26 protein-coding genes are annotated in these 24,402 nt (G+C 36.5%); 7 read left to right on the plus strand and 19 right to left on the minus strand.

The genetic code is table 11. The features are described from left to right. Nucleotides 1-91: 91 nt before the first annotated feature. The 3 genes from ecsC to ecsA are packed head-to-tail and all read right to left on the minus strand — an operon-like array spanning nucleotide 92 to nucleotide 2,760. Nucleotides 92-799 carry an ecs operon protein EcsC gene (gene ecsC, locus Q3V31_RS06135; RefSeq protein ID WP_000634147.1) on the minus strand — a complete coding sequence of 236 codons (708 nt, stop codon included), beginning with the start codon at nucleotides 797-799 and terminating at the stop codon, nucleotides 92-94. Between the two features lie 13 nt (nucleotides 800-812). After that, nucleotides 813-2,024 carry an ABC transporter permease EcsB gene (ecsB, locus tag Q3V31_RS06140; protein ID WP_329762772.1) on the minus strand — a complete coding sequence of 404 codons (1,212 nt, stop codon included), beginning with the start codon at nucleotides 2,022-2,024 and terminating at the stop codon, nucleotides 813-815. Beyond that, entirely contained in the window at nucleotides 2,017-2,760 is a 744-nt protein-coding gene (gene ecsA, locus Q3V31_RS06145) for an ABC transporter ATP-binding protein EcsA (protein ID WP_097829915.1), read from the minus strand. The genes ecsB and ecsA overlap by 8 nt, the downstream gene beginning before the upstream one ends. A 562-nt stretch (nucleotides 2,761-3,322) precedes the next feature. Here ecsA and Q3V31_RS06150 point away from each other — a divergent pair. The 3 genes from Q3V31_RS06150 to Q3V31_RS06160 all read left to right on the plus strand — a co-directional run bounded on the left by Q3V31_RS06150 (nucleotide 3,323) and on the right by Q3V31_RS06160 (nucleotide 5,186). Further along, nucleotides 3,323-3,757 (plus strand): HIT family protein, encoded by a 435-nt coding sequence (locus Q3V31_RS06150; RefSeq protein ID WP_001016832.1) that lies wholly within the window; start codon nucleotides 3,323-3,325, stop codon nucleotides 3,755-3,757. A 210-nt stretch (nucleotides 3,758-3,967) separates the two neighbouring features. After that, a complete protein-coding gene (locus Q3V31_RS06155) occupies nucleotides 3,968-4,330 on the plus strand; it encodes a YtxH domain-containing protein (RefSeq protein ID WP_000030296.1) in 363 nt (120 codons plus the stop codon). Nucleotides 4,331-4,628: 298 nt separating this feature from the next. After that, nucleotides 4,629-5,186, plus strand: coding sequence for an HTH-type transcriptional regulator Hpr (locus Q3V31_RS06160; RefSeq protein ID WP_000834920.1), 558 nt, complete (start codon nucleotides 4,629-4,631; stop codon nucleotides 5,184-5,186). Nucleotides 5,187-5,191: 5 nt separating this feature from the next. On the opposite strand, the gene Q3V31_RS06165 is transcribed toward Q3V31_RS06160, so the two are convergent. Then, complete coding sequence (locus tag Q3V31_RS06165) at nucleotides 5,192-5,527, minus strand: YhaI family protein (RefSeq protein WP_000383654.1); 336 nt, start codon at nucleotides 5,525-5,527, stop codon at nucleotides 5,192-5,194. A gap of 118 nt (nucleotides 5,528-5,645) precedes the next feature. On the opposite strand from Q3V31_RS06165, the gene Q3V31_RS06170 reads away from it, so the two are divergent. The 3 genes from Q3V31_RS06170 to helD all read left to right on the plus strand — a co-directional run bounded on the left by Q3V31_RS06170 (nucleotide 5,646) and on the right by helD (nucleotide 9,809). Beyond that, the gene (locus tag Q3V31_RS06170) at nucleotides 5,646-5,840 is read left to right on the plus strand and encodes a hypothetical protein (protein WP_000172693.1); all 195 of its coding nucleotides are present in this window, start codon (nucleotides 5,646-5,648) and stop codon (nucleotides 5,838-5,840) included. Between the two features lie 425 nt (nucleotides 5,841-6,265). Beyond that, a complete protein-coding gene (gene prsA, locus Q3V31_RS06175; RefSeq protein WP_329762818.1) occupies nucleotides 6,266-7,138 on the plus strand; it encodes a peptidylprolyl isomerase PrsA in 873 nt (290 codons plus the stop codon). Nucleotides 7,139-7,478: 340 nt separating this feature from the next. Then, complete coding sequence (gene helD, locus Q3V31_RS06180; protein WP_329762819.1) at nucleotides 7,479-9,809, plus strand: RNA polymerase recycling motor HelD; 2,331 nt, start codon at nucleotides 7,479-7,481, stop codon at nucleotides 9,807-9,809. Nucleotides 9,810-9,934: 125 nt separating this feature from the next. Here the strand turns inward: helD and Q3V31_RS06185 are convergent, their stop codons facing one another. The 4 genes from Q3V31_RS06185 to Q3V31_RS06200 all read right to left on the minus strand — a co-directional run bounded on the left by Q3V31_RS06185 (nucleotide 9,935) and on the right by Q3V31_RS06200 (nucleotide 13,056). Next, nucleotides 9,935-10,591, minus strand: coding sequence for a CPBP family intramembrane glutamic endopeptidase (locus Q3V31_RS06185; protein ID WP_098318786.1), 657 nt, complete (start codon nucleotides 10,589-10,591; stop codon nucleotides 9,935-9,937). Nucleotides 10,592-10,849: 258 nt separating this feature from the next. Then, nucleotides 10,850-12,103 carry an FtsW/RodA/SpoVE family cell cycle protein gene (locus Q3V31_RS06190; RefSeq protein ID WP_329762821.1) on the minus strand — a complete coding sequence of 418 codons (1,254 nt, stop codon included), beginning with the start codon at nucleotides 12,101-12,103 and terminating at the stop codon, nucleotides 10,850-10,852. 7 nt (nucleotides 12,104-12,110) lie between these two features. Continuing rightward, entirely contained in the window at nucleotides 12,111-12,518 is a 408-nt protein-coding gene (locus tag Q3V31_RS06195; protein WP_329762822.1) for a PadR family transcriptional regulator, read from the minus strand. 4 nt (nucleotides 12,519-12,522) lie between these two features. Continuing rightward, nucleotides 12,523-13,056, minus strand: coding sequence for a sigma-70 family RNA polymerase sigma factor (locus tag Q3V31_RS06200; protein WP_329762824.1), 534 nt, complete (start codon nucleotides 13,054-13,056; stop codon nucleotides 12,523-12,525). Between the two features lie 279 nt (nucleotides 13,057-13,335). Here Q3V31_RS06200 and Q3V31_RS06205 point away from each other — a divergent pair, with 279 nt between their 5' ends. After that, on the plus strand, nucleotides 13,336-13,500 hold the full coding sequence (locus tag Q3V31_RS06205) for a hypothetical protein (RefSeq protein WP_000561154.1): 165 nt from the start codon (nucleotides 13,336-13,338) through the stop codon (nucleotides 13,498-13,500). Nucleotides 13,501-13,699: 199 nt separating this feature from the next. On the opposite strand, the gene glpD is transcribed toward Q3V31_RS06205, so the two are convergent. From glpD to Q3V31_RS06260, 11 genes are all read right to left on the minus strand, one after another. Next, nucleotides 13,700-15,382: an aerobic glycerol-3-phosphate dehydrogenase gene (glpD, locus tag Q3V31_RS06210; protein ID WP_329762868.1), complete on the minus strand. Its 1,683-nt coding sequence runs from the start codon at nucleotides 15,380-15,382 to the stop codon at nucleotides 13,700-13,702. Between the two features lie 133 nt (nucleotides 15,383-15,515). Further along, nucleotides 15,516-17,006 carry a glycerol kinase GlpK gene (gene glpK / locus Q3V31_RS06215; protein WP_000759982.1) on the minus strand — a complete coding sequence of 497 codons (1,491 nt, stop codon included), beginning with the start codon at nucleotides 17,004-17,006 and terminating at the stop codon, nucleotides 15,516-15,518. Between the two features lie 12 nt (nucleotides 17,007-17,018). Then, nucleotides 17,019-17,840 carry a glycerol uptake facilitator protein GlpF gene (glpF, locus tag Q3V31_RS06220; RefSeq protein ID WP_001272196.1) on the minus strand — a complete coding sequence of 274 codons (822 nt, stop codon included), beginning with the start codon at nucleotides 17,838-17,840 and terminating at the stop codon, nucleotides 17,019-17,021. Between the two features lie 224 nt (nucleotides 17,841-18,064). Next, nucleotides 18,065-18,625, minus strand: coding sequence for a glycerol uptake operon antiterminator GlpP (gene glpP / locus Q3V31_RS06225; protein WP_000394292.1), 561 nt, complete (start codon nucleotides 18,623-18,625; stop codon nucleotides 18,065-18,067). Nucleotides 18,626-18,715: 90 nt separating this feature from the next. Then, nucleotides 18,716-19,165: a helix-turn-helix domain-containing protein gene (locus Q3V31_RS06230; protein ID WP_016128873.1), complete on the minus strand. Its 450-nt coding sequence runs from the start codon at nucleotides 19,163-19,165 to the stop codon at nucleotides 18,716-18,718. A 294-nt stretch (nucleotides 19,166-19,459) separates the two neighbouring features. After that, nucleotides 19,460-19,690, minus strand: a complete 231-nt coding sequence (locus Q3V31_RS06235) for a hypothetical protein (RefSeq protein ID WP_001093031.1) — start codon at nucleotides 19,688-19,690, stop codon at nucleotides 19,460-19,462. A 213-nt stretch (nucleotides 19,691-19,903) separates the two neighbouring features. After that, nucleotides 19,904-20,104, minus strand: coding sequence for a sporulation YhaL family protein (locus Q3V31_RS06240; protein WP_002087191.1), 201 nt, complete (start codon nucleotides 20,102-20,104; stop codon nucleotides 19,904-19,906). A 77-nt stretch (nucleotides 20,105-20,181) separates the two neighbouring features. Continuing rightward, entirely contained in the window at nucleotides 20,182-21,057 is an 876-nt protein-coding gene (locus Q3V31_RS06245; protein WP_000919265.1) for an alpha/beta fold hydrolase, read from the minus strand. A gap of 212 nt (nucleotides 21,058-21,269) precedes the next feature. Next, the gene (locus tag Q3V31_RS06250) at nucleotides 21,270-21,797 is read right to left on the minus strand and encodes a DUF2199 domain-containing protein (protein WP_329762872.1); all 528 of its coding nucleotides are present in this window, start codon (nucleotides 21,795-21,797) and stop codon (nucleotides 21,270-21,272) included. A gap of 115 nt (nucleotides 21,798-21,912) precedes the next feature. Further along, complete coding sequence (locus Q3V31_RS06255; RefSeq protein WP_329762874.1) at nucleotides 21,913-22,890, minus strand: ring-cleaving dioxygenase; 978 nt, start codon at nucleotides 22,888-22,890, stop codon at nucleotides 21,913-21,915. Nucleotides 22,891-22,934: 44 nt separating this feature from the next. Continuing rightward, entirely contained in the window at nucleotides 22,935-23,879 is a 945-nt protein-coding gene (locus tag Q3V31_RS06260) for a ring-cleaving dioxygenase (RefSeq protein ID WP_090812973.1), read from the minus strand. Between the last annotated feature and the right edge of the window lie 523 nt (nucleotides 23,880-24,402).

Genomic DNA, 24,402 nt, shown 5'->3' on the forward strand with positions numbered 1-24,402 from the left:
AAACTTAGCTTGATGGGTATGGTGCGAGAATCCTAAAAGAAAAAAGCACCCTAAATTACACATTTAGGATGCCTTCTTTTTATAAATTAATTTAATTTCTATTAAGCAATCGCATACGATAACAATTCATCGTCACTTCCCCAAGCCTTTGCAACAATTGATAATTCGCATATGCGCCAACCGGGGCACCTATGATTGGAACGAGTTGAAGCATTTTTGCTAAATCGATATAGTCTCGGTACTCTGTTTGGAACTTTTCCCAGTCCATATGATTTTCTTCTTCTGTATCCCACGTTTCAATCGCTTTCCATACTTCTTTTCGGTGATCGTCACTTGAAAAAGCAAGTTGGAAAACGTGAAGGATAAAGAGGCGCTCTTCTTGTTTACTCGTATCAAATCCGTACAATGTTGCTGCATCGAATAAAAATTTAATTTTAATTGTAAGTAATAGCGGAAAGTCAGCAAGACCGAGAAGAATACCACCAGCTCCTGTTCCCGCTCCTTCTGCCGCTGCTACTTTTTTATATTCGTCCATTTTTTTACGAACTTCATCGTCACGTCTTTGCAGCGACCAAGTCGTTTCTTTTAGTTTCGGCTTTATAAAATTTGATCCGGCGCTAATCGTTTGTACCATCATCCGAATCGTTTCTGTTAGTACCTTTTGCACTTTCGCCGGAATGAGCTGTTGTACTTTCACCTGCACTTTTTTAGAGAACCGTGTCATCATAGAAGAATCCTTCATGAATGTAGCTTTCCACTGCTCCAATTCTTTTATAACCTTCTCTTCATATGTAATCATAGGTTCATTCCCTTCAATTTAAACGCTCAATACGTTTCGCCCCGTATTGATAAACGAAACCGATACTAAATACTATGCTTACGATTAGTAAAATTCCCGTCATCATGAAATCTTTCGTCGCAAGGGCGAATATAACCGTAAATACAACACTGCCGATAATAAGAATCGCATTTAATAAAGTAAGAAAATCGTTCTTCTTCTCGTCTCCCCCTACCGGATATAAATCAAGCCAAACTTTCATACGGTGATGTTTCCAAAGGGTTAATAGCTGGTAGCCGATTAAGTATAAGAAAACAAGGCTTACGATAAAACGTCCATATAAAAATGGAATAAAGTAAAGAATAACTCCTCCAAGAGCGAGTAAACGCATATATAAGCCGAAATAGTTACCCGATCTTAAAAATGTTCTCGTATATAAGTATAAATATGTACGCTTCTCACCGATCATCGAAAGGATGAAATCAAGCCATTTCCTACGTGATACTCTCTCTTTTAACGCCGGTACATCAACGAACATATTCGCAATGCGGTACAGCAGCATCATTTTTTTACCTTCTTCAGAAATTAAATACTCCCAGTTTAGCGGCTTTCCCTTCACCATTTGATGCAGAATCACAAGGTATAACATCATGAGAATGACGATTCCGCCAATAAAAATAACGGAAGTACGCTCTACAAGGAAATACACAAATAAGCCGTTTAAAATAAAACGAATGAACCAATCAGCTCTTTGTATATTTTGATCTGTTAAAAATGATTTTTCCCACGCCACGAATAAATTCCACGCTTTTACAATGACGAACGCGATTACAATCCATATGTAAGCCGCTCCTGTTTGTTTCATTTGCTGGAAGTATAACGGGGCAAGCGCAGCCGCTACCATTGCGATTATGTATAACTGAATCATAAACGTAAAGAGAAATGCCTTTGTAAAATAAGGCTTTAACTTTTCTTCAACTGGCAGCAAATAAACGAGGTCCGCTTCTTTTAATAACGTTTGGATGGATCCAGCTGTTAATACGAGGCCAAGTAAGACTGCCATAACGAGCGCCGCCTCAAACGAAGGTGTTAACGTTTGTAACCATTGCTGGTAATAATACGCTCCTGCGCCGATGATGAATACGAAAATAAATTTCAAATGATCATTAAATACGTATTTACTATATGTACGAACTTCTTTTAGAAAGTGACGAAATCGTTCTTTCCATAATGCTGTGCTATTCATAATCTTCTTCCTTTGTTAATGCAATATAAATATCATCTAACGTTGCACCAGGCATGTTAAACCCAGATTGAAGTTCTGATAATGTTCCCATCGCTCTCACTTCACCTTGATGCAAAATAATAAATGAATCACAATAGCGCTCTGCTGTCGCTAAAATATGTGTACTCATTAAAATACCTGCACCACTCTTTTTCATTTGATCCATCATTTGAAGAAGCGATTGAATCGCTAACGGATCAAGACCAACGAAAGGTTCGTCCACAATGTAAAGAGATGGTTCAACTAAAAATGCACTCATAATCATTACTTTTTGTTTCATCCCTTTTGAGAAATGAGACGGAAACCATTTCAAACGATTTTTCATGCGAAACTCTTGTAATAGTTGTCCTACGCGTTCTTCATATTGTTTTTCATCTACACCGTACGCCATCGCTGTTAATTTCAAATGCTCTTCTAACGTTAACTCATCATATAATACCGGCGTTTCTGGAATGAAAGAGAAACTAGAACGGTACGCTGTCATATCATCACGAATTGTTTTCCCGTTAATTGTGACAGTTCCTTTTTTCGGCTCCATTAAACCGATGATATGTTTAATTGTCGTACTCTTCCCGGCTCCATTTAAACCGATTAAGCCGACAAGTTCGCCTTTATTCACAGAGAACGAAACATCTTTTAGTACAGGTCGTTTCGTATATCCTCCTGTAACATTTTCTACACGCAATAACTCGCTCATACGACACCACTTTCTTCATTAGTATTCATTCTATATTCATCTTACCAAAAATGGCGCTGTACTACATAGTATCGATGCCCTCAAAAAAAATTTAAATTTCTTGGCATATATTTTTACGAAAGCGGACATCATAATTAGTGAGGAAGGAACACATTGAAAAAGCAACCACCAATTGATGAGTATAACAACACAGTGAAGTCATCATGAAATGGGGTGTCCAAATTGGACAATGAAATTTACACATAACCAGATAATTTGTTTCATTTTCGAAACGGGGTGTCTCCGAAAGAGCATATACTGTTTTAAAAAATAAACAATTTCATTTTAAAAAAAGATTGCAATTCATTTCACTTGAAAATGGGGTGTCTACGGCAGAAACTTTAGCCGATTTACCGTGCATTTCTTAAATAAATGAGGTGTCTGCGAACCGTAAATTATAAAAAATGCTTTTTCAATCCCTCTTCAGAAAACAGGAAGCTGAGTCAGCTTCCTGTTTTTCGTGTTTGTTCTCCTATGTAATTATGGTAAAATACGGCTAAGGATATTTGAAAGGATGAGATCGATGAATCATACAGCGGACAATTGTATTTTTTGTAAAATTATTGACGGGCAAATCCCTTGTTCAAAAGTATACGAAGATGAACATGTGCTTGCATTTTTAGATATTAGTCAAGTAACAAAAGGACATACTCTTGTTATTCCAAAAGTTCACAAACAAGACATTTTTGCGTTAACGCCAGAAATCGCATCACACATTTTTGCTGTCGTTCCAAAAATCGCAAATGCAATGAAAGCAGAATTTAATCCAGTTGGCTTCAACTTGCTTAACAATAACGGCGAGAAAGCTGGACAAACTGTATTCCACTTCCACCTTCATTTAATTCCACGCTACGGTGAAAACGATGGTTTCGGTGCTGTTTGGAAATCACACCAAAATGAATACACTATGGAAAATTTACAAAACATCGCAAGTACAATTGCAAATAGTGTGAAATAGTGCCACTATAATAAGAAGTAATACATAACAAGCCTATCCCTTTGGCATATATACCCTATGGCTTGTTTCTTCACAAAAAATGCCAAGGATATGATTTTTTGTGCATAGCACGTACAAGAGAGAAAATTTCACTTTTCTTCCCCTTGTCTTAAAGATATGCACAGTTTTATACATCATGAATACGAACGAAAAATAAGGAGGTTTCCTTTTATGTCAAAAGCTAAATCCTTTATTACAGGTGTAATTTGCGGCGGAGCAGTTGCTGGACTAGCCGTTCTTTTCTCAACTCCTTCTTCTGGTAAAGCTATGCGCGGTAAGCTGAAAGAAAAAGGAACTGATATTAAAAAGACATTAGCTGATATTACAGCTGATACGAAGTTGTTAAAGCGCCAAATCGTCGAAACTGCTTCAGAAGGTAAAGAAGTATTTCAAGAACTAAAAGACGATATGCAAGACACGCTTTCTAACTGGAAACAAGATATTTCTCAAAACAAACGACATATTGAAAAAGAAATTTTAGACATTCAAAAGTCAATTGAGAAACTACAAGAAGCGGTTCCAGAAAAAGCGTAAACATATTCCTGCTTAGTTTTTTGCATATAACAAATATTTTTTATACAAATTGACCTTGACACGGCATATCACATAGATATGTCGTGTTTTTATGCATTTACAATATCTGTTATCCCTTAACATGTACAGACAACACATGTATTCTTGACTCATAAAACGCTTCCATAGTTATGCATGATTTGTATAGAATGTCATTTTTCCAAAAAATTTTCACAATTCTCACAAAAAGACTTTATTAATTTTTATTTTACTGGCATAATAGATAGTAATGAAAAAGAATGTTAAAGTGGGTGAGTAAATGAAAAGTGGAGAAAAAGATTACTCGGTAAAAGAAGCGATGATTTTCAGCCAACGCATTGCTCAATTATCGAAAGCGTTATGGAAATGCGTAGAGAAAGATTGGCAACAGTGGATTAAACCTTACGATTTAAACATTAACGAGCACCATATTTTATCAATCGCTTATCATTTAAAAGGGGCTTCTATTTCTGAGATTGCTAAGTTTGGAGTTATGCACGTATCAACGGCGTTTAACTTCTCTAAAAAGCTAGAAGAACGCGGCTATCTTGTATTCTCGAAAAAAGAAGATGATAAACGAAATACGTACATTGAAATTACAGACAAAGGGGAAGAATTACTACTTCGCTTAATGGAGGAGTATGATCCTGAAAATAATTCTGTGTTTAATGGGGCACTTGCACTTCGTAATTTTTATGGTAAGTTCCCAGAAAATATCGAACTTATCGCGATCCTTCGCAATATTTACGGACAAGACTTCATCGATATTTTTGAGAAATCATTAGAAAATATTGAGGAGAACTTTACGGAGTCCGATCAAAAATTAGTTAAGAAATAATCTATTTATCCTTTCGCAATCATGCGTAAGAATTCATTCATAAGTGGTACAAATAAACCTTGTTTTACTAGCGCTTCCGCAGTTTCGTTTACTTCGAGCTGATGTGGAAGCGCTTTTTCAAATTGATCTAACAGCGCGTCGAACAATAGAAAGCCTTCTGCTTTCTCCTTTACGTATTGTTCGTTCAGCTTTTCACAAAGATTTAGTATACGTTCAATATCTTTTTTACGAGCTTTTTTCTTTATGATTAAAGAATAAAATGGACACTTTTCTTCATCAATCATTTTAAATAGTAGGTCTACGTAATATTCAGCTTGTTCTAGTCTTCTTACAACGTCCATTTTCTCCCTCGCTTCCTAACACAAAGTCTTCTATTTCTGAATTTTGTAACACGAACAAAATATCGTATGATACAATATATAAAGTATATGTATTTTAGCCAAAAGGAGGTCTCGCCTCATGACTCTTATAACCGTTGTTTTTGTCGCATTTGCACTTCTTGTTATATTTTACACGAATTTCATGACACATACACTGTGTGAGCGAAAACAAATATCTGCGAGCCGCCAGCCAGGTGTCTTTCGAGTTATTAATGTATGTATTACCATTCTATTAATTTCTAGTTATGTAGAAATTATATTTCATGGAAAGTGAGGAAGGAAAGCCCCTTCCTCATTTTTTTCCTCTATAAGCAAATTATACCTACTATAACTAATAAAATAAACAGTACAAGTAATAAAATAAGTTTTGAATTCATCCCCCATCCCCTCCTCTTTTCTATATATGCGACATGTGCCCAATACGGCACCCCTTCAAAATCTGACACAAACTGGTTAAAATTTCTTTATCAATAGGAAAACAGGTCGAAATATGATATATTAAATTTTGTACATATTGCTTATACTATGAAATAAACGACACGCATCTAAACTTTATCCTCAGCCTCGGTAAGCCCTGTTAAGCGCGCTTTACCAAGATAGAAAGCAAAAGTATCAGTGAGACTTAATCGGGCTCTTATGAACCAAAATTCATCGGTATAGGATAAATTAAAAATACATAATAGTAGGAGTGTTTATCGAATGAAGAAAGCTATGCTTGCCTTAGCCGCAACAAGTGTAATCGCATTATCAGCATGTGGAACATCATCATCATCAGACAAAATTGTTACATCTAAAGCTGGTGACATTACAAAAGAAGAGTTCTACAATCAAATGAAGACACAAGCTGGTAAACAAGTACTAAATAACATGGTTATGGAAAAAGTACTTATCAAAAACTACAAAGTCGATGACAAAGAAGTAGACAAAAAGTACGATGAAATGAAAAAGCAAGTCGGTGATCAATTCGATACACTATTGAAACAACAAGGCCTTAAAGAAGAAACAGTTAAAAACGGTGTTCGCGCTTCATTAGCTCAAGAACAAGCAATTGAAAAAGCAATCACTGATAAAGACTTAAAAGCAAAATATGAAGACTATAAGCAAGAAATTAAAGCAAGCCATATTCTTGTAAAAGATGAAGAGACTGCTAAAAAAGTGAAAGAAGAACTTGCACAAGGTAAATCTTTCGAAGAGTTAGCGAAAAAGTACTCTGAAGATCCAGGTTCAAAAGAAAAAGGTGGCGACTTAGGATTCTTCGGACCAGATAAAATGGTTAAAGAATTCGATGAAGCTGCTCGTAAGCTGAAAAAAGACGAAGTAAGTGAACCAGTAAAAACACAGCATGGTTACCATATCATTAAAGTAACTGATACTCATGCTGACAAAACTTTCGATCAAGCAAAAGCTGACATCAAAAAAGAAGTAGTTCAAGAAAAAACACAAGACGCTCAATTTATGAACGATCTTATGATGAAAGAAATCAAAAAAGCTGACGTAAAAGTTGACGATAAAGATTTGAAAGATCTTTTCGAAGAACCAAAAGCTGACGCTAAAAAAGACGAAAAGAAATAATGAAAAGCTCGGGCTTAGCCCGAGCTTTTTTGTTTGTCCAAATACTTTTTATATAAGAAGTAAACCTATTTTACGTTAAATGAAATTATATCGACTTACCGACAAAATCAGACATGAGTCCCCTCTCCCCTTGTAAAAAGGAAAACAAAAAACCTCAGTTCCACCACATACGGAACCAAGGTTTATCTTATTATCATTGATTAAATTAAAAAACTATGGTAAATTAGTACAGAAACACGTTTCTATAAATATAAAGAACGTATTTATCCGTATCTTAATTTTACACCAAAACACATCTTCAGTCAACCTCTATTTTTCACTTTTAAAGGAGTGCTTACGTATGAACAAAAAACTTGATTTAGAGCAAAAACGATTGGATACCGTAATAGAAACGATTACGGAGCAAATTGATAAACTGGAAAACGAAACTGGCAGACGCCGGGCAGAAGTAATCAATATTCGTAAACACTTCTGGGATGACGTTAAAGTGAATACTGATACTTTTGATGATTATCTTGAAACAGTTATCAACTTAAGACAACAAGCTCAGTCACTAGCTGTCACACAAATCACCCATAAGCACACCTTTAATCGACTTGCCGCACTAAGACGAATGCATAAAGCACCTTACTTCGGACGAATCGACTTCAAAGAAGAAGGAGAATCTGCTGCAGAGCAAATTTATATCGGCGTAGCTACCCTTACTGATGCAAGCGGAGAAAACTTTCTTATATACGATTGGCGCGCACCAATTTCAAGTGTCTACTACGATTATCCGCCAGGACCGGCTGAATATAGTACACCAGGAGGCGTAATCCACGGTAATGTAGAGAAAAAATTACAATACATTATTCAAAATGGCGAGATTGATTCTATGTTCGATACGAGCCTTACAATTGGCGATGAAATCCTGCAACAAGCGCTCGGAAAAGGTACAAACAAACATATGCAAAGTATCGTTGCTACGATTCAGCGCGAGCAAAACGAAATTATTCGTCACGATGAAGGCCGACTCCTTATCGTGCAAGGAGCTGCTGGTAGTGGTAAAACGTCAGCTGCCCTGCAACGAATCGCCTACTTACTATATAAATATCGCGAATGGTTAAAAGCTGATCAAATTATTCTCTTCTCCCCTAACTCTATGTTCAACAGCTACGTTTCTAACGTACTACCTGAACTTGGTGAAGAAAATATGCAGCAAGTGACATTCCAAGAATATTTAAACCATAGACTAAGCAAGTCATTTGATGTTGAAGACCCTTATGAACAATTAGAATATATGTTAACTGAAACGAATAGCCCTACCTATAAAACGAGAAATGCGAGCATTCGATTTAAAGCATCTACTCAATTTTTCGAGATGATTAGAGCGTACAGACAATCTCTCGAATCTTCAGGCATGCTATTTAGAGGAATGAAATTTAGAGGAAAACTGATTGCCTCTGCTAAAGAAATTACAGAGCAATTTTATAATACTGATTCCTCCCTCCGCTTCCATAATAGAATTGAAAAGTTAACGGATTGGCTAAACAAACAAATAGATGCAATCGAAAAAACAGAACTGAAAAAACCTTGGGTAGAAGAAGAAATTGAACTGCTTAGTAAAGATGAATACCAAAAGGCTTATAAATATTTACAGAAAAAAGGCGAGTTTGACGACAACTCCTTTAATGATTATGAGAAAGAAACGAAAGTACTTGGACGTATGATTGTCCGTAAAAAATTGAAGCCACTTCGTAAAGGCGTTCAAACATTGCGTTTCATCAATTTCACAGGCATATATAAACAACTCTTCACAGATGCATCATGGGTTACTGGAGAAAAACCGAAAGAATGGGATGACATTTGCTCACTGACAGTGAACATGCTTGATGAAGGTAAGTTATATTACGAGGATGCGACTCCATTTTTACTTTTAAAAGAATTAATTGAAGGCTTCCAAACGAACAGATCGATTAAACACATACTCGTAGACGAAGCGCAAGATTATTCGCCGTTTCAGTTCGAGTTTTTAAAACGTCTCTTCCCTGCTGCAAGAATGACTGTACTCGGAGACTTTAACCAAGCGATATTTGCCCATGCGAGTGAAGCAGTGAATTTCAATACACTTACTAGCTTATACGGACCAGATGAAACGAACGGTATCAACTTAACTCGTAGCTATCGCTCAACAAAACCAATTATTGAATTTACACGTGATCTCGTACCGGAAGGAAAGAACATTCACGCATTTGAACGTGACGGTGAAAAGCCTACAGTGACTAAAGTGACTGATTACAGCGAACTGCACGAGCATATTACTGCCAAAGTTGCTGAACTACAAAAACAACAGCACAATACGATCGCAATTATATGTAAATCCGCAGCTGAAAGCGCCGCTGCATACGAAGCACTCTGTCATATCGAGAATATTAAACTTGTCAAAAGTAACTCAGCCGAGTACGAGCAAGGCATCGTCGTTATCCCTGCTTATTTAGCGAAGGGTATCGAATTTGATGCTGTTATTATTTACGATGCTTCTAAAGATGTGTACAGCGATGAGAGCCTACGTAGATTGTTCTACACTGCCTGTACGCGCGCGATGCATGAGTTGCAACTTTATAGTGTTGGTGAGGTTAGTCCTTTTGTACTTGGGGCTGATACGGAGAGTTTTGAAGTTATTACACCTTGATGTGAATCAAGGTTTTTCTTTTTAAAAACAAGTATGACCTCATTTAAATATTAGATGAGGTCATACTTGTTTTATTTTGACGCAATACATTTACATATACTTTCGTTAACACTAAACTTGAATTTTTATTTTAGAAAAAATTGTATAAATGCTAAACTATCATAAATATAATGGCAAATCCAACTTACCCAAACACTATTGGATTTTTTCCATACATAATTTAGTGCCAATCTAATTGGAATTATAGTTATTAATAACTGCATTGGCACAAAACCATAAGCTGGAATATGCCATAAAGCGAACAAGACACTACATATGATTGATGCCGTGCCAAATTTCAACCCTAGTTTTTGTAATGCAAGAATTCCATTCGTACAAAGCAACTCTTCACCCATGAGCATAAATGGTACACGGAATAAAATCATAGAAATACTTATTACTTCTGCAACAGAATTTTTAGTTGCTGGTTCAAAAATGTAATTGAATATAGCGCCGGAACTTACACCTACGATAACTACTAAAGGTAAACCCCAAAGTAATGTCTTAAATTTAAAATGTTTAAATTGCTCTAACGATATTTCCCCTAAAAAATAGTATCCAATAATTCCACATAATACAAGATTCCATAGAGCTTCAAGAATCATTCCTAATAAATTAGGTATAGCATCTCCCAAAACATTCCCTAAAAACTGATATGTAATACCGGTAATCATCAATAGCCCCAAAGCCAAGAGAGACTTCGAATCAATTTTTTTCTCTGTTTCTAAAAGCTTTGTTTCCACAACAACCCCTTCTTTCTTATTATTTCGTTAATTACGAATATATCATAGCACAATGACCCAATATCTATATAGAGACTGAATCGTGAATTTTTGAAGGCATTATGCATTTTATCGCTAAGTTAGAACCGTTACATTATAGGTATAGAAAAGCTGTCCTAGTTCTAGAAAAATAAAACCACCTATCCCCTAAAGAAGACAGAGAACAGATGGTTTAGATGTTTTGATGTGCGTCCCATTTTCGGAGTGCACGTTAAATCATCAAGGTGTTTTTTTCATTCTAAATGAAATATCTTTACGTCGATACACACTCAACACGATCCCCATTATAAATGCATGAAACAGAGTTGGTATCAAGCCGTAGCTAATAAAAGGTAATGATATAGAAGCAAGCGGTAATAATCCTAAAATCATACCAACGTTACAAATAAAATGAATTACAAAAAGAGTCACTCCGCCAACGAGAAGCAATTTACCATAATCATCATTTATTTTATAAGTTATGTTCATTATTCTCACTGCAAAAAGAGAAAGAATCAAGACAAGAACTAGCGCAAGCACATACCCATAGTAGTAAGTCAAACTCGCGAATACAAAATCAGTATGCGCAGCAGGGATAGAATTTATATTTCCATATGTACCAAACCAACCTGCCGACGACATTGCCTCTTTTAAACGTAAATACCATACATGCTCTGGGTTTAAAAATCCTAAAATTCTAGCTATCCGATATTCTTTTACAGCAGACCAGGAAAATAAATCCCTAATAATAAAGGGGAAAATTGGTAACATCGTAATGAGCCATGCCGTTTTCTTTCCTAGCTTACTCCACCAAAGCATAACGAATACCATCGTAATATAAATGTAAATTGGCACCATAATTGATGTAGTTAAAAATAGATATAAAGAAAATACGTACAGCATGAAAAGATGTATAAACTTTAACCTACTATTATTGAAAAAAGAAGCCCAAGCTAGAAAGAAGAATGGTATCGTCATTAAACAGTCAATTGTGAGAGGACCAATCTTTATTAGTGCTTCTCCACTCACAGAAATAGTCGGAAAACATTTTATAGCTAACAAGATAAGTATTCCAATTGTATAAAACAGCCACCCGATTCTTTCTAGCTTCCGGTAATCAAGCAACATCATCCCAATAGCTGTTGCAATGCCGAGAATCACAAAAATTACTTTATTCATTAATAAATCATTCGTATGCCCAAGAGCAATTATTGGTAAAAACCCTAGCCCCATAGCAGCCACTAGCAAAATAAGTAAGAACCAATCAACCTTTGGCTTATGAAGTTTATTAAGTTCTTGCCCTAGTTTAATTGGACTTCCCATTTGTTCCACAGCTTTATTTTCAGCAACTTCCTCACTTAAACCTTTTTCTGTCCATGTGTTCTTCGCCTGTTTTAAGTGAAACTCTAGTTCAGTTGCTACAAAGCTCTTTGCTTCTTTTGATTTAATATGATTCGTAACTTCGCTTACAAAACGCTCCCCTTTTTTATTCAATTTCGCCTCACTCCTGTACTAAGCCTTTTAATATAAATTGTACCTTCGTAGCATTTTTTTCTGCCTTTCGCAGCATCTTTCTTCCTTTATCATTTAATTGATAATATTTCGCTCCTGCATGATCCCAACTCGATTGGATAAAACGATTCTGTTCTAGACGATGTAATACGGTATATAAAAACCCTTCATTTCCTTCGAATTTCCGAATCCCTCTCCCTCGTAGTAACTGTGACAATTCGTATCCTGTTTTTTCATTACTGAGGAGTTGTAAAATGGCTAAAGAGATGTCCTCTTCCTTTTCGTTTGAAGCATTGATTTTTTCGCGCACCTGCTTTCGATGTTGATCAGAAAAACTCAAATGTTTAAACGTTGTATTCTCCATTGATTTTCGCAGGCTTTTTAATCGATCTTCCATTTGATTATTCCTCCAATCCTTTCTTCAAAAGCTCCTTCGCTTTTTTCAGTCTCGTTTTTATCGTGTTTTCTTTCACGTCTATTACAATAGCAATCTCTTTAATTGATAATTCTTCATAATAAAATAGATAAATGACTTCTCGATATTTTATCGGTAAATTCATTACCGCAGAAGCGAGCTCACGGTCCTCCGCATTTTGAATGACAGTTTGTTCAACGCTCTCTTTTTGACTCCCAACATACGTAAATTCATCCTCTGTCACGATCACCTTTTTGTTATACCAACTTTTTATATAGTCTTTACATTGATTAATTGCAATTCTCCATAACCACGTTTTCACATTCGACTTCCCTTTGTATGTATGAAGAGATTTATAACATTTCACAAATATATCTTGCGTTACATCCTCAGCAACCTCTTTATTGTTTACATATGAATACACAAGCTGTAAGACTTCTTGTCCATACTTGTTCATGATTTCATCGATAAGGAGTTCCTTATCTTCTATTTCAAACGCTTCTACCGTTAATTCATCCACATCATTTCCTCCTTCCCATATATTAGACGACGCACTGTATGGAAAAGTTTTATAAATTCATAAAAAAATACGGTTGGAAATGTCCATACCGTTTTTTGAAATCTTAATGTTTCTTTGCTTATTCCTCACACTAACGCTCTGCTTGAAGACAGAAATTTTCATCTATATGTCTTGTTCCCTATTTTAAAACATAATACAATTAAAATGTAACTTAATAAGCTATAACTAGTAGGTGTGGTAATCATCTCTTCCATTTTGAAAAAGGGGGGAGGTGATAAAATGATCGCGATGTTTGTAATTAAATTAGTGTATGGTATCCTAACTGGAGCTGGCGTTGTCATCGGTAGAAGATACGTCGGTCCGTGGCTAATTTCTGTATACAAAAAAGCGAGAACCACCCTGCTTCGTGGAAAAGGTAAGGGCGGTTCTCGGCTAAAACGTTAATGTAGTTGTCTTATAACCGCACCTACTACCACCACAATAGCAAGTTAGGTTACACAAGGCAGAAGTTTCTCAGGCTTCTGTCTTCTTTATTTTATGCAAAATTCATACTATATACTCTATCATCATTGTAACACATTCTATTTATTTTTAGTCAAGATAAAAAACACCTGAAGGCTTCTCCTTCAGGTGTTTCTCTATTTTACGCTAACGCAGCCGCCTGCTCTTGTTGATCTACAGGAATTACAGCATCTGTTAATGCTTTTTCTAGTTCAGCTGTGTATTTCATTTGCTCTTCTTTGCTCCAGCCTAGTTTCGCAGCCATATAGTTGATTACTGCTTCTTTCCACTCATATACCCAGTGGATGTTGAAGAATACAGCGCCTCTACGGCGTACGAAGAAGTCAACTGGTTTTGCTGTCATTTCGTAATCCATTGCGTATACAAGTGGGATTAGAACGTCTAGCGGCATGTTGTATTCTTTCGCTTCGTCTTTATGTTTTTTCGCTAAGTCGAATAGTACGTCAACGTTAGAGCCGTAGAATTTCGCGAATTCTTCTGCTTGTGCTTTCGTTAAACCAGATTTCGTACCTTCGTCTGCTTTTTTCGCAACGAATGCTGGGAATCCGTGTGAACCACTTACATGTCCACCAGAGATTGGCATATGTTTCGTGTCACTCTTCTTATATGCGCTATGACCTTCTTTTTGTAATAGATTCGTTACGTAGTCTACTACCATCTCAGCCATTTTACGGTATCCTGTTAATTTACCACCTGCGATTGTAATTAAACCAGATTCAGAAGTCCAAATTTCATCTTTACGAGAAATTTCAGATGCATTCTTACCTTCTTCATAAATTAACGGACGTACACCAGCCCAGCTTGACTCCACGTCTTTTTCTGTAATTTTCACGCTTGGGAACATGTAGTTAATCGCGTTAATGATGTATGTGCGATCTTCTGTTGTCATATGCGGTACAGCTGCGTCTTTATCATAGAACGTATCTGTTGTACCTACGTATGTTTTTCCGCCGCGAGGAATCGCGAACACCATACGTTTATCTGGTGTATCAAAGTAAATCGCTTGACCTAATGGGAAACGTTTTTGGTCAATTACTAAGTGAACACCTTTTGATAACTGCAGTACTTTACCTTTTTTCGAGTTATCTTTTTCACGAAGTGTATCTACCCAAGGACCAGCTGCGTTTACAATTTTCTTACCGTAAACTTCGTATACTTCTCCGTCTAGTAAATCGATTACACGTACACCGCATACTTTTCCATCTTTATATAAGAAACTGTCTACTTTTGCGTAGTTAACAGCTTTCGCACCGTGTTCAATTGCTTCTTTCATTACTTCAATTGTAAGACGCGCATCGTCTGTACGATATTCTACGTAGTAACCGCCGCCTTTTAATCCTTCTTTTTTTACAAGAGGCTCTTTGTTTAATGTTTCTTCACGGTTAAACATTTTTCTGCGCTCGCTTCGTTTTACGCCTGCTAAGAAGTCGTATACACGAAGACCAATTGATGTACTGAATGATCCGAACGTGCCGCCTGTATGGAACGGAAGTAACATCCACTCTGGTGTTGTTACATGGGGACCGTTCTCATATACGATCGCACGCTCTTTCCCCACCTCTGCTACCATTTTCACTTCAAGTTGTTTTAAATAACGTAAACCGCCATGTACAAGTTTCGTTGAACGACTTGATGTACCTGCTGCAAAGTCCTGCATTTCAAACACAATCGTTGATAAACCGCGTGTTGCCCCATCTAATGCAATACCAGAACCAGTAATACCTCCACCAATTACGATCACATCTAACTCTTGTTTATTTACTCCATTTAATACGTCTTTACGTTGTTTACTTGAAAATTTCATGGTAATTCCTCCCTTTGATAACGAAAAAAGAGACCACGAACTCCGCTATAGATTTCGCCTCTATAGCGTGTTGTGGTCTCTCCAAATCTCCTACCGAATTATTAACTTGTCATCATTATAACACTGTTTATGATTATTTAAAAGCTTTTGTTGCTTCAATTGCTTTTTTCCATCCAGCATATAGCTCTTCGCTTGTTTCCGCTTCCATTGCTGGTGTAAAGCGTTTATCCATATGCCACTGCTCTTTAATTTCGTCTTGGTTTTTCCAATATCCAACTGCAAGACCCGCTAAGTACGCTGCTCCTAAAGCTGTCGTTTCATTGATCACTGGACGCTCTACAGGAACGTCTAACATATCGCTTTGGAACTGCATTAAGAAGTTATTCTTAACTGCTCCGCCATCAACGCGTAATGTGTTCAGTTTAATACCTGAATCAGCTTCCATTGCACATAATACATCTTTCGTTTGGTATGCTAAAGATTCTAGCGTTGCACGAATGAAGTGCTCTTTCGTCGTACCGCGTGTTACTCCAAACATAGCGCCGCGCACTTCACTATCCCAATACGGTGTACCTAATCCTACGAATGCTGGTACAACGTATACGCCGTCAGTTGATGCAACGCGAGAAGCGTACACTTCACTCTCACTTGCATCTTTAAACATGCGCATTCCGTCACGTAACCATTGAATTGCAGAACCTGCTACGAAAATACTTCCTTCTAATGCGTAATTTACTTTACCATCTAAACCCCATGCAATTGTTGTTAATAGGCCATGCTCAGAAGCAACTGCTTTTTCGCCTGTGTTCATTAACATGAAGCAACCAGTTCCGTAAGTATTTTTCGCCATACCTTCACCGAAACAAGCTTGTCCAAATAATGCTGCTTGCTGGTCACCAGCTACACCTGCAATCGGTACATTTTGACCGAAGAAGTGATAATCAATTGTTTCTCCATATATTTCAGATGATGGACGTACTTCTGGAAGCATGCTCTTTGGTACTGTTAACATGTCTAGAAGCTCATCATCCCACTGTAAGTCGTGAATGTTAAACATTAATGTACGTGATGCATTTGAGTAATCTGTTACGTGCGCTTTACCGCCAGACAATTTCCATACAAGCCATGTATCAATTGTTCCGAATAATAGCTCGCCGTTTTCCGCTTTTTCTCTTGCACCTTCAACGTTATCTAAAATCCATTTTACTTTCGTACCAGAGAAGTATGCATCAATTAAAAGACCTGTTTTTTCGCGAACCATCTCGCTATAACCTTTTTCTTTTAACTCATCACAAATTTCAACTGTTTGACGAGATTGCCATACGATTGCGTTATAAATTGGTTTTCCAGTTGTTTTATCCCATACAACCGCTGTTTCACGTTGGTTCGTAATACCGATACCAGCGATTTGTTCTGGTTTTACATCCGCTTCACTTAAGCAAGTTGCGATAACTGCTAAAATAGATCCCCAAATTTCTTGTGCGTTATGTTCTACCCAGCCTGGCTTCGGAAAATGTTGTGTAAACTCTTTTTGAGCTGAATGAACGATTTTTCCTTCTTTATTGAAAAGAATTGCGCGTGAGCTTGTTGTTCCTTGGTCTAATGAAAGAATATATTTTTTCATATCGGTTTCCCCCTATGCTACTTTTCTACTTTTTGTAGTAGTTCCACTTTTTTTACTTGTCATATAAGAGATTGCTAGTACAATCACAGTTGCAATAATCACATAAATAAGTGCTGAATTTTGTTTTCCTTCAAATACAACTTGATGGAATAATCCTGCAAGTGATCCACCTAAAATTGGACCAACTACCGGAATCCATGCATACTTCCAATTTGAACCGCCTTTTCCTGCAATCGGAAGGAAGAAGTGTGCAATACGCGGACCTAAATCACGAGCCGGGTTGATCGCGTATCCTGTTGTTCCACCTAATGATAAACCAATACTTACAATTAAGAAACCTACGATAAATGGATTTAATCCATCTGCAAATTTATTTGCTCCAATTGCTAATATACCAAATACTAAAACGAATGTTCCAATCATTTCACTTAAAAGGTTTGCAAATGTGTTCGGAATTGCTGGACCTGTTGCAAATACACCTAACTTCGTTCCTGGATCTTCTGTTTCTTTCCAATGTGGTAAGTAGTGTAAATATACGATAACTGCCCCGATAATTGCCCCAATCATTTGTGCTGCGATATAACCTGGTACGTCACTCCATGGGAACGCTCCCTTAAAAGCAAGTCCTATTGTTAAAGCCGGATTCAAATGTGCCCCACTAATTGATCCAACTGCATATGCTGCAACCGCTACCGCTAAGCCCCAGCCCATTGTAATTACAATCCAACCCGAATCTTTCGCAAACGATTTCTTTAAACTTACACCAGCACAAACGCCGCCACCAAGTACGATTAACAACGCTGTCCCTATTAATTCCCCTAAAAATGCTGACATAAAATCCCTCCACAATCAATTTAAATGCGTTCAAATGTGATAGAGGTAAAATGAATGGCCATTCGTTTTTTTCAAAAGAAAAAGATCCACAGCTTACATGCTTCTATATAATATATAGAAACAATAAAATGTGGATCTCTTCTTTTCTCCGTCACGTTTATTAACTTGTCTATAATGTTAACCTCTAATGAAAGCGGTGTCAACAGAATTTTTTCACATTTTCGTCACTTTTTTTGGTAATGTTTCCATAGTTCTTTTTTCGATGTCGTAATTGCTGTCGCACCAGCATTTAACGCTCTTTCAACGTCCTCGACAGTTCGAATGAAACCACCCGCTAAAATCGGTACACCTGTACGCTCTTTCACTTCAGCGATCACATCCGTTAACGCACCAGGAAGCACCTCTATATAATCCGGCTTCGTCTTTTCTAGCAAATTACAGCTCTTTTCCATCGCACTAGAATCAATTAAAAAGATGCGTTGAATTGAGACGACACCTTTTTGCTTCGCCTTCATAATTACACTCGCCTTTGTCGATAATAACCCATACGGTTTATATTCTTGGCATAAAAACTCCGTCGCATGCCCATCACTTTGTAATCCATGGATCAAATCCACATGTAAAAATACTTTTTTATTATGCTGCTTCGCGAGCGACACAACACTCTTCAATTGACCGACATGAATATCTAAAATAACAATATATTCATACGAACTATGTAATAGCTTCTCCAAATCTTTAATTTGTCTCACTGCCGGCAAAATCTTTTGCTCATGAAATTCCATTCTAAACGTCCCCTTCCTATCTATCCTTTATAGTACACAATTTGGGTGAAAAGAACAGCTAGTGTAGGGGATTTCTTACAAATCTTTCTCTTATCTATATATTTTCTTCAACTTATCAGAAACCGTACCACCTATAATCATTAATAGGAGCGGTAAAAAATTCATTACATATGGTGCATCTGCGACAATTGTAATGCTTGCTCCTGCAAACTTATTTAACGCCCATACAACGATTTTTGTAATAAACAAAAATACCCCCAGCATGAATAGACCATCAAAGAACACCTTCCATTTTGGATACGCTAATTGTTTACTATCTGCAATTACTTTCTGCGTCAACTCTTCATCACTCCTTAGCAGTTCATCAATTGTAATACCGAACAGATCACTTAAATGAATAATAATTTCAATGCTCGGATAGTTCTTTCCCGTCTCCCATTTCGAAACAGATTGTCTACTTACATGAATTTTTTCAGCCAAATCATTTTGCGACCAATTTCTTTTTTCCCTTTCTTCTTTTAAACGCTCACTAAAAATCATACTGTGTTTATCACCTCTCTATGTCTAGTATGGTCAAATAAATGATGAAGAGTAAAGCTAGTTATCGTTGCATAGCCTGTGCAACTTGTGCGTTACAGCTTATAATGGCGCCATTTTGTATTTTATGTCGTGCATATTTTATATGTTTTTCTTCTATAATAATTTCCCGAACAATAAAAAGAAGAGAAACAAAATCCTTTTCTCTTCTTCAAAAGTTTCTATTAAAGTAAAACCGAAAATTTTTCCTCTGTCATACTGATTACGTCTCTTTTTATAAACAGTATTTGGACTTTGTTATTTAAGGCATTTCCCCAAATCATCTAAGTTTCTCGTATGATTTAAAATGATTACATACTCAACTTCAACTTCTGTTACTACCGTTTCTAAAACTTGATGAATCTCAACATAATCATTTTCATATTCTTTTGCCGAAGCTACAATCTCTTCTAAGGTTCTTACAAATGTTTCAGCACTCCAGTCTTTTGTTGACAACGCCACATAGGTTTGAAATTTTTTTGTATTCATGTTAGTTCTCATCCTCCTCCAAAAACAATAAAACTATATATTAAATATTTTAAATGTAAAGTATCCCCCAGCAATAATCAATTATCTTTTCATTTAATAAGTCTTCAATTTTAAAATAACAGCTACTAAACGTAACCTATACTTTTATACAAATATTTCATACAACAAAAAAGAAGAGAAACAAAATCCTTTTCTCTTCTTCAAAAGTTTCTATTAAAGCAACACCGAATCCTTATCACTATCCTGATTCCGTTTCTCTCGTTCTTCTTCTAAGCGCTTCATATATACTTCGCCTTCTTTTTCGATAAAATCATTATCCATCTCTTGCTCTTTTTTTGAAGTATATAAAACCATGTAGCCACTCAATACAATCCCAATGATCACAAGATAAATCCACCATGGTAAAGTTTCCAAATCACTTCATTCCTTTCCTTAGACAAGCCTTATTAGTTTCACTCTATGAGGAAGGAAGTGGATTTATGCTTAAAATTTCATTGTGGATTCTCCGCGAAGAACGCTTGTACATATTCCATAAACTCGATTGGCTCCTGACGAAACGGTGCGTGGTATCCTTTTTCAATGATATGAAACGTGCTATTTACAAATAGCTGATGATACAGTTCACCATTTTTCCAAGAGACGCTCTTATCGTGTCGGCCCCATATAATTAAAGTCGGCACCTTAATTTTATCGGCTTCCATCGCAATGCGGCGCTCTCTCATTTTTGTAAGCTGATCATAATGCTCTTTATCGTCGCGGCTATTTTTCACTGCATTTTTATTATAATCCGTAATCGCAGTCACAGTTTGTGGGTCCATTGATAACTGTGGCAGTTCATAACTTTCCTTTTTCTGGAAAGATTCGATCCCTGTAGAATCCGCTAAAATGAGATGGGTAACCGCGTCTGGATATAGATACGCTAAATTAAGGGACATCTCTCCCCCCATCGAATGACCAAGTACTGCAAATTGATCATATCCGAGTTTCTTCATTAATTTATAATATAAATTCACTTGCGTGGGAAACGAATACTGAAAATCAATTGGCTTAGAAGAACGCCCAAATCCTAAAATATCAACAGCGATAATCGTATGATCCTTTACGAGTTCCGGATAAATATCACTAAACCCATCTGAAGAACCGCCAAATCCGTGAAGCATAAGTAAGGGCGGTTTCCCCTCACCAAGTTGCTTAAAATAAATCGTCTGCCCATCAATTTGCGCCATCTTCTCTTTCGTATTGAACTTCATCATAACAGTATCTTTCACTTCTTCAACCTTCGCAATCGGCTTATCAACGAAGTTACATACTACTAATACAACAAGAACAATACCGCTAATCATATAAAACTTAAACCGTTTCAACATTCCCGTCTCCTTTCTCAAGTTGCTATTTAAAGGTTTTACATTATTTGGTTGTTTTATGTTCTCTTTTTGATTGTAACCGATTTAGTTACAATTATATTAAAAAAATATAACTCATTTCTATTAATGATGGTTATTTTGTAACTATTATAGTTACATATAAAAAGTAAGTCAATTATTTTATTCTATATAATAAAAAGAGCGCTGAACAAACATCAGCACTCTTTTTCATCATCCTCGTTATTTACACAAAGTTGTTCCGCTATTTCTTGTACCCGTTCCATCGTTATTCCTTCTCTAAACTCCACTGCTAGAGGACGGTCTGTCGGCTCCAGTTCAATATAGGGACGAATACCATCCGCTCTCGGATGAACCATTGTTTTTAAACTTACTGTTTCCAGCTCATATGGTAAATCAGTCGAAAGCCACCCAAACATCGGCTCTAATAATTGTTGCTTATCCCAAAATTCATTCACCTTATCAAAATTCGCTTCACTTAATGAAACCCATACACCCCATATGAAATGTTCACCTGTACCAACGATAGGAATTTCAATACTCCCTCGCATAAAGAAGTGTTCTCCATCCATCACGCATAAATCATCGTTCATTTCAAATCTATCTTCTCGCTCTTCAGGTTCAGCGTCATAATAATAAACAGGAGCCGATGATCCATAGCTCGTTGGAATTTCTTCATGATATGTACCGCAGCATCTACAAGTATACCCATTAATTTTCGTCATTCTATTCCTCCATCAGTTTTACATACCTTTTAGCAAAATACTTATAAAGCGAAAACAAAAAAAACAAGCAATTCCAGCGATTCGCTAAAACTACTTGCTCTCCTACTTATTATTTTTACTCTTTAATAAATTCCTTCGTACTTCTCACTGTATCAATCGGACGAACTAATTTTTCGATTTCTTCACGTTTTGGCTCTAGGAACGGAGGTAATGATAATTTTTCGCCAAGTGTTTCGTATGGCTCATCTCCCATAAATCCTGGGCCGTCTGTTGCAAACTCGAATAAAATTTGTGGTGCAACTCTTGCGTATAATGACTCAAAGAAGTGACGATTTACATAACCAGATGAAGGGAGTCCAACTCGGCTTAGTCGCTCAATCCACTCTTCTAATACAGCGCGATCCTCTACGCGGAATGCTGCATGATGCACTGTACCAAAACCTTGTTGTGCTTCAGGAAGAACCGTATTATGTTCTACAATGACAGATGCACCGTTTCCGCCTTCGTTTACTTCAAATAAATAGAATTCTCCTTCTTGAGCAATCTCTTTAAATAATAGAACTTTTTCTAGCACCTCTTTGAAATAACTAAAGTTCGCGATACGGATAAATACAGGTCCTAAACCAGTAATTGCATATTCTAATGGAACTGGACCATTTTGCCACGGTGTACCTGATTCTATCCCGCTATCTAATTCATCTGAGATTAATTGATAGTGTTGATCATCAAAGTCAACGAACGAAAGAGTTTTCTTACCAAATTGCTCTTTAATTCCTGTATGTTCCACTTCAAGACGGTCAAAACGTTTCACCCAATATGCTAATGCCGCATCAGTTGATACTCGGAATGAAGTTTTTGAAATTTCATTTGTACCGTGTACACCTTTTGGAACACCTGGGAAATCAAAGAAAGTCATATCTGTTCCTGCACTACCTTTATCATCTGCAAAGAATAAATGATACGTTTGAATATCATCTTGGTTTACTGTTTTTTTAACTAAACGCATTCCTAACACATGAGTGAAAAACTCATAGTTCTTTTCTGCACTACTTGTAATTGCTGTAACGTGGTGAATTCCTTTTAATTGGTTCATTTTATATTCCTCCAATGGTTTTAAATTGTATATTTTCTCTTCTATTACTTCTCTTCAATAGGTGCTAAATTCGCTTCAATTTCTGCTCGCTTCTCCTCTAAGAACGGCGGTAAATCAAGTTTTTCTCCTAAATGTTCCACATCTCCATCAACTGTAAATCCCGGCCCATCTGTCGCAATTTCAAATAGGATTCCGTTTGATTCACGGAAGTATAAGCTTTTAAAGTAGAAACGGTCGATAATGCCTGAAGAATGGAAACCTCTTTGTATCACCTGTTCTTCCCAATAAGCTAGCTCTGCACTGTTCTTTACACGAATTGCTAGATGGTGAATGCTACCGCGGCCTGGCTTTTCAGTAGGACCATCTAAATATTTCACAACGATTTCTCCAAAAGCTTCTCCATTTATAGACTGGAAAATCGCTTCTTCATCGCTTCGGCTAATCTCTGTATAACCAAATATGTCTGTAAGTGTACTCGCCAGTTTATCAAGTCTACGCACTGTCATTTCCACAGAACCCATTCCTTGAATTTGATGTTCAGCCGGAACTTCGGATTTCTCCCACGTTTCCCAGTGCTCCACTTTTTCTCCGTTTGAAACGAGTAGTACGAGGCGAAGACCTTCAGCATCCTCAAATTGCAAAGCAGGACGATTTGCATATGTTGTTATTTCACTATGTTTTACACCAAACTTCTCAAATCGTTCTTTCCAGTAATGTAAGCTTTCCTCTGACGGCACGAGTAATCCAATTCGAGTAATTGCATTCGTACCACGGTATGTTTTTCCTACTAAAGGCATTTCAAAAAATGATAGTTCTGTACCGGGACTTCCTGTTTTATCTCCATAAAATAAGTGATACATGGACGGATCATCTTGGTTTACCGTCATTTTCACACGGCGTAAACCAAGTACATTTTTATAAAAATGGTTATTCTCACTCGCGTTTTTTGTAACCATTGAAATGTGATGATGCCCTTTAATTTCATACATTGATAATTCCCCCTTTTCATTTTACTAGTCAAGTGATACATAAAAAATAATATTTCCAACAAATAATATGGTTATTAACTTTTCAATTTATGCTCATTATGTTTTTATAGCTTAGTCGTATTTTTTTACTGAATAAGCTGCACTGAATCCATTTATAAATTACTTTGTTTTGTATACCGAAAGCAACTGAGTGTATGTTTTTCATATGACTCAATCGCTTTCGTTACTATCACTTTACATCTCAAGTGATTAAAAAGCAAGTAAATTATCTCGAATTCAAGACATTTTTTTATATAGTCTTATGTACTTCCTATAAAAACAGCTGTGCAGAAATAATAAAGTTGTTTAATTTACAATAAAGTCATTAAAAAAATAATATAGTTGTTTAAAAATCCTTATTCGACGAACGGAGCAGGTTAGTGGAAGCAATAGTAATTAGGTTTGACTGGGAAAATTGTCGATGATATTAAAAAAGACACCGAAGTGTCTTATGTTTTTCAAATTAAGCATACCGATAAATTGA

Source organism: Bacillus nitratireducens, from assembly GCF_036320425.1.
Lineage (GTDB): Bacteria > Bacillota > Bacilli > Bacillales > Bacillaceae_G > Bacillus_A > Bacillus_A nitratireducens.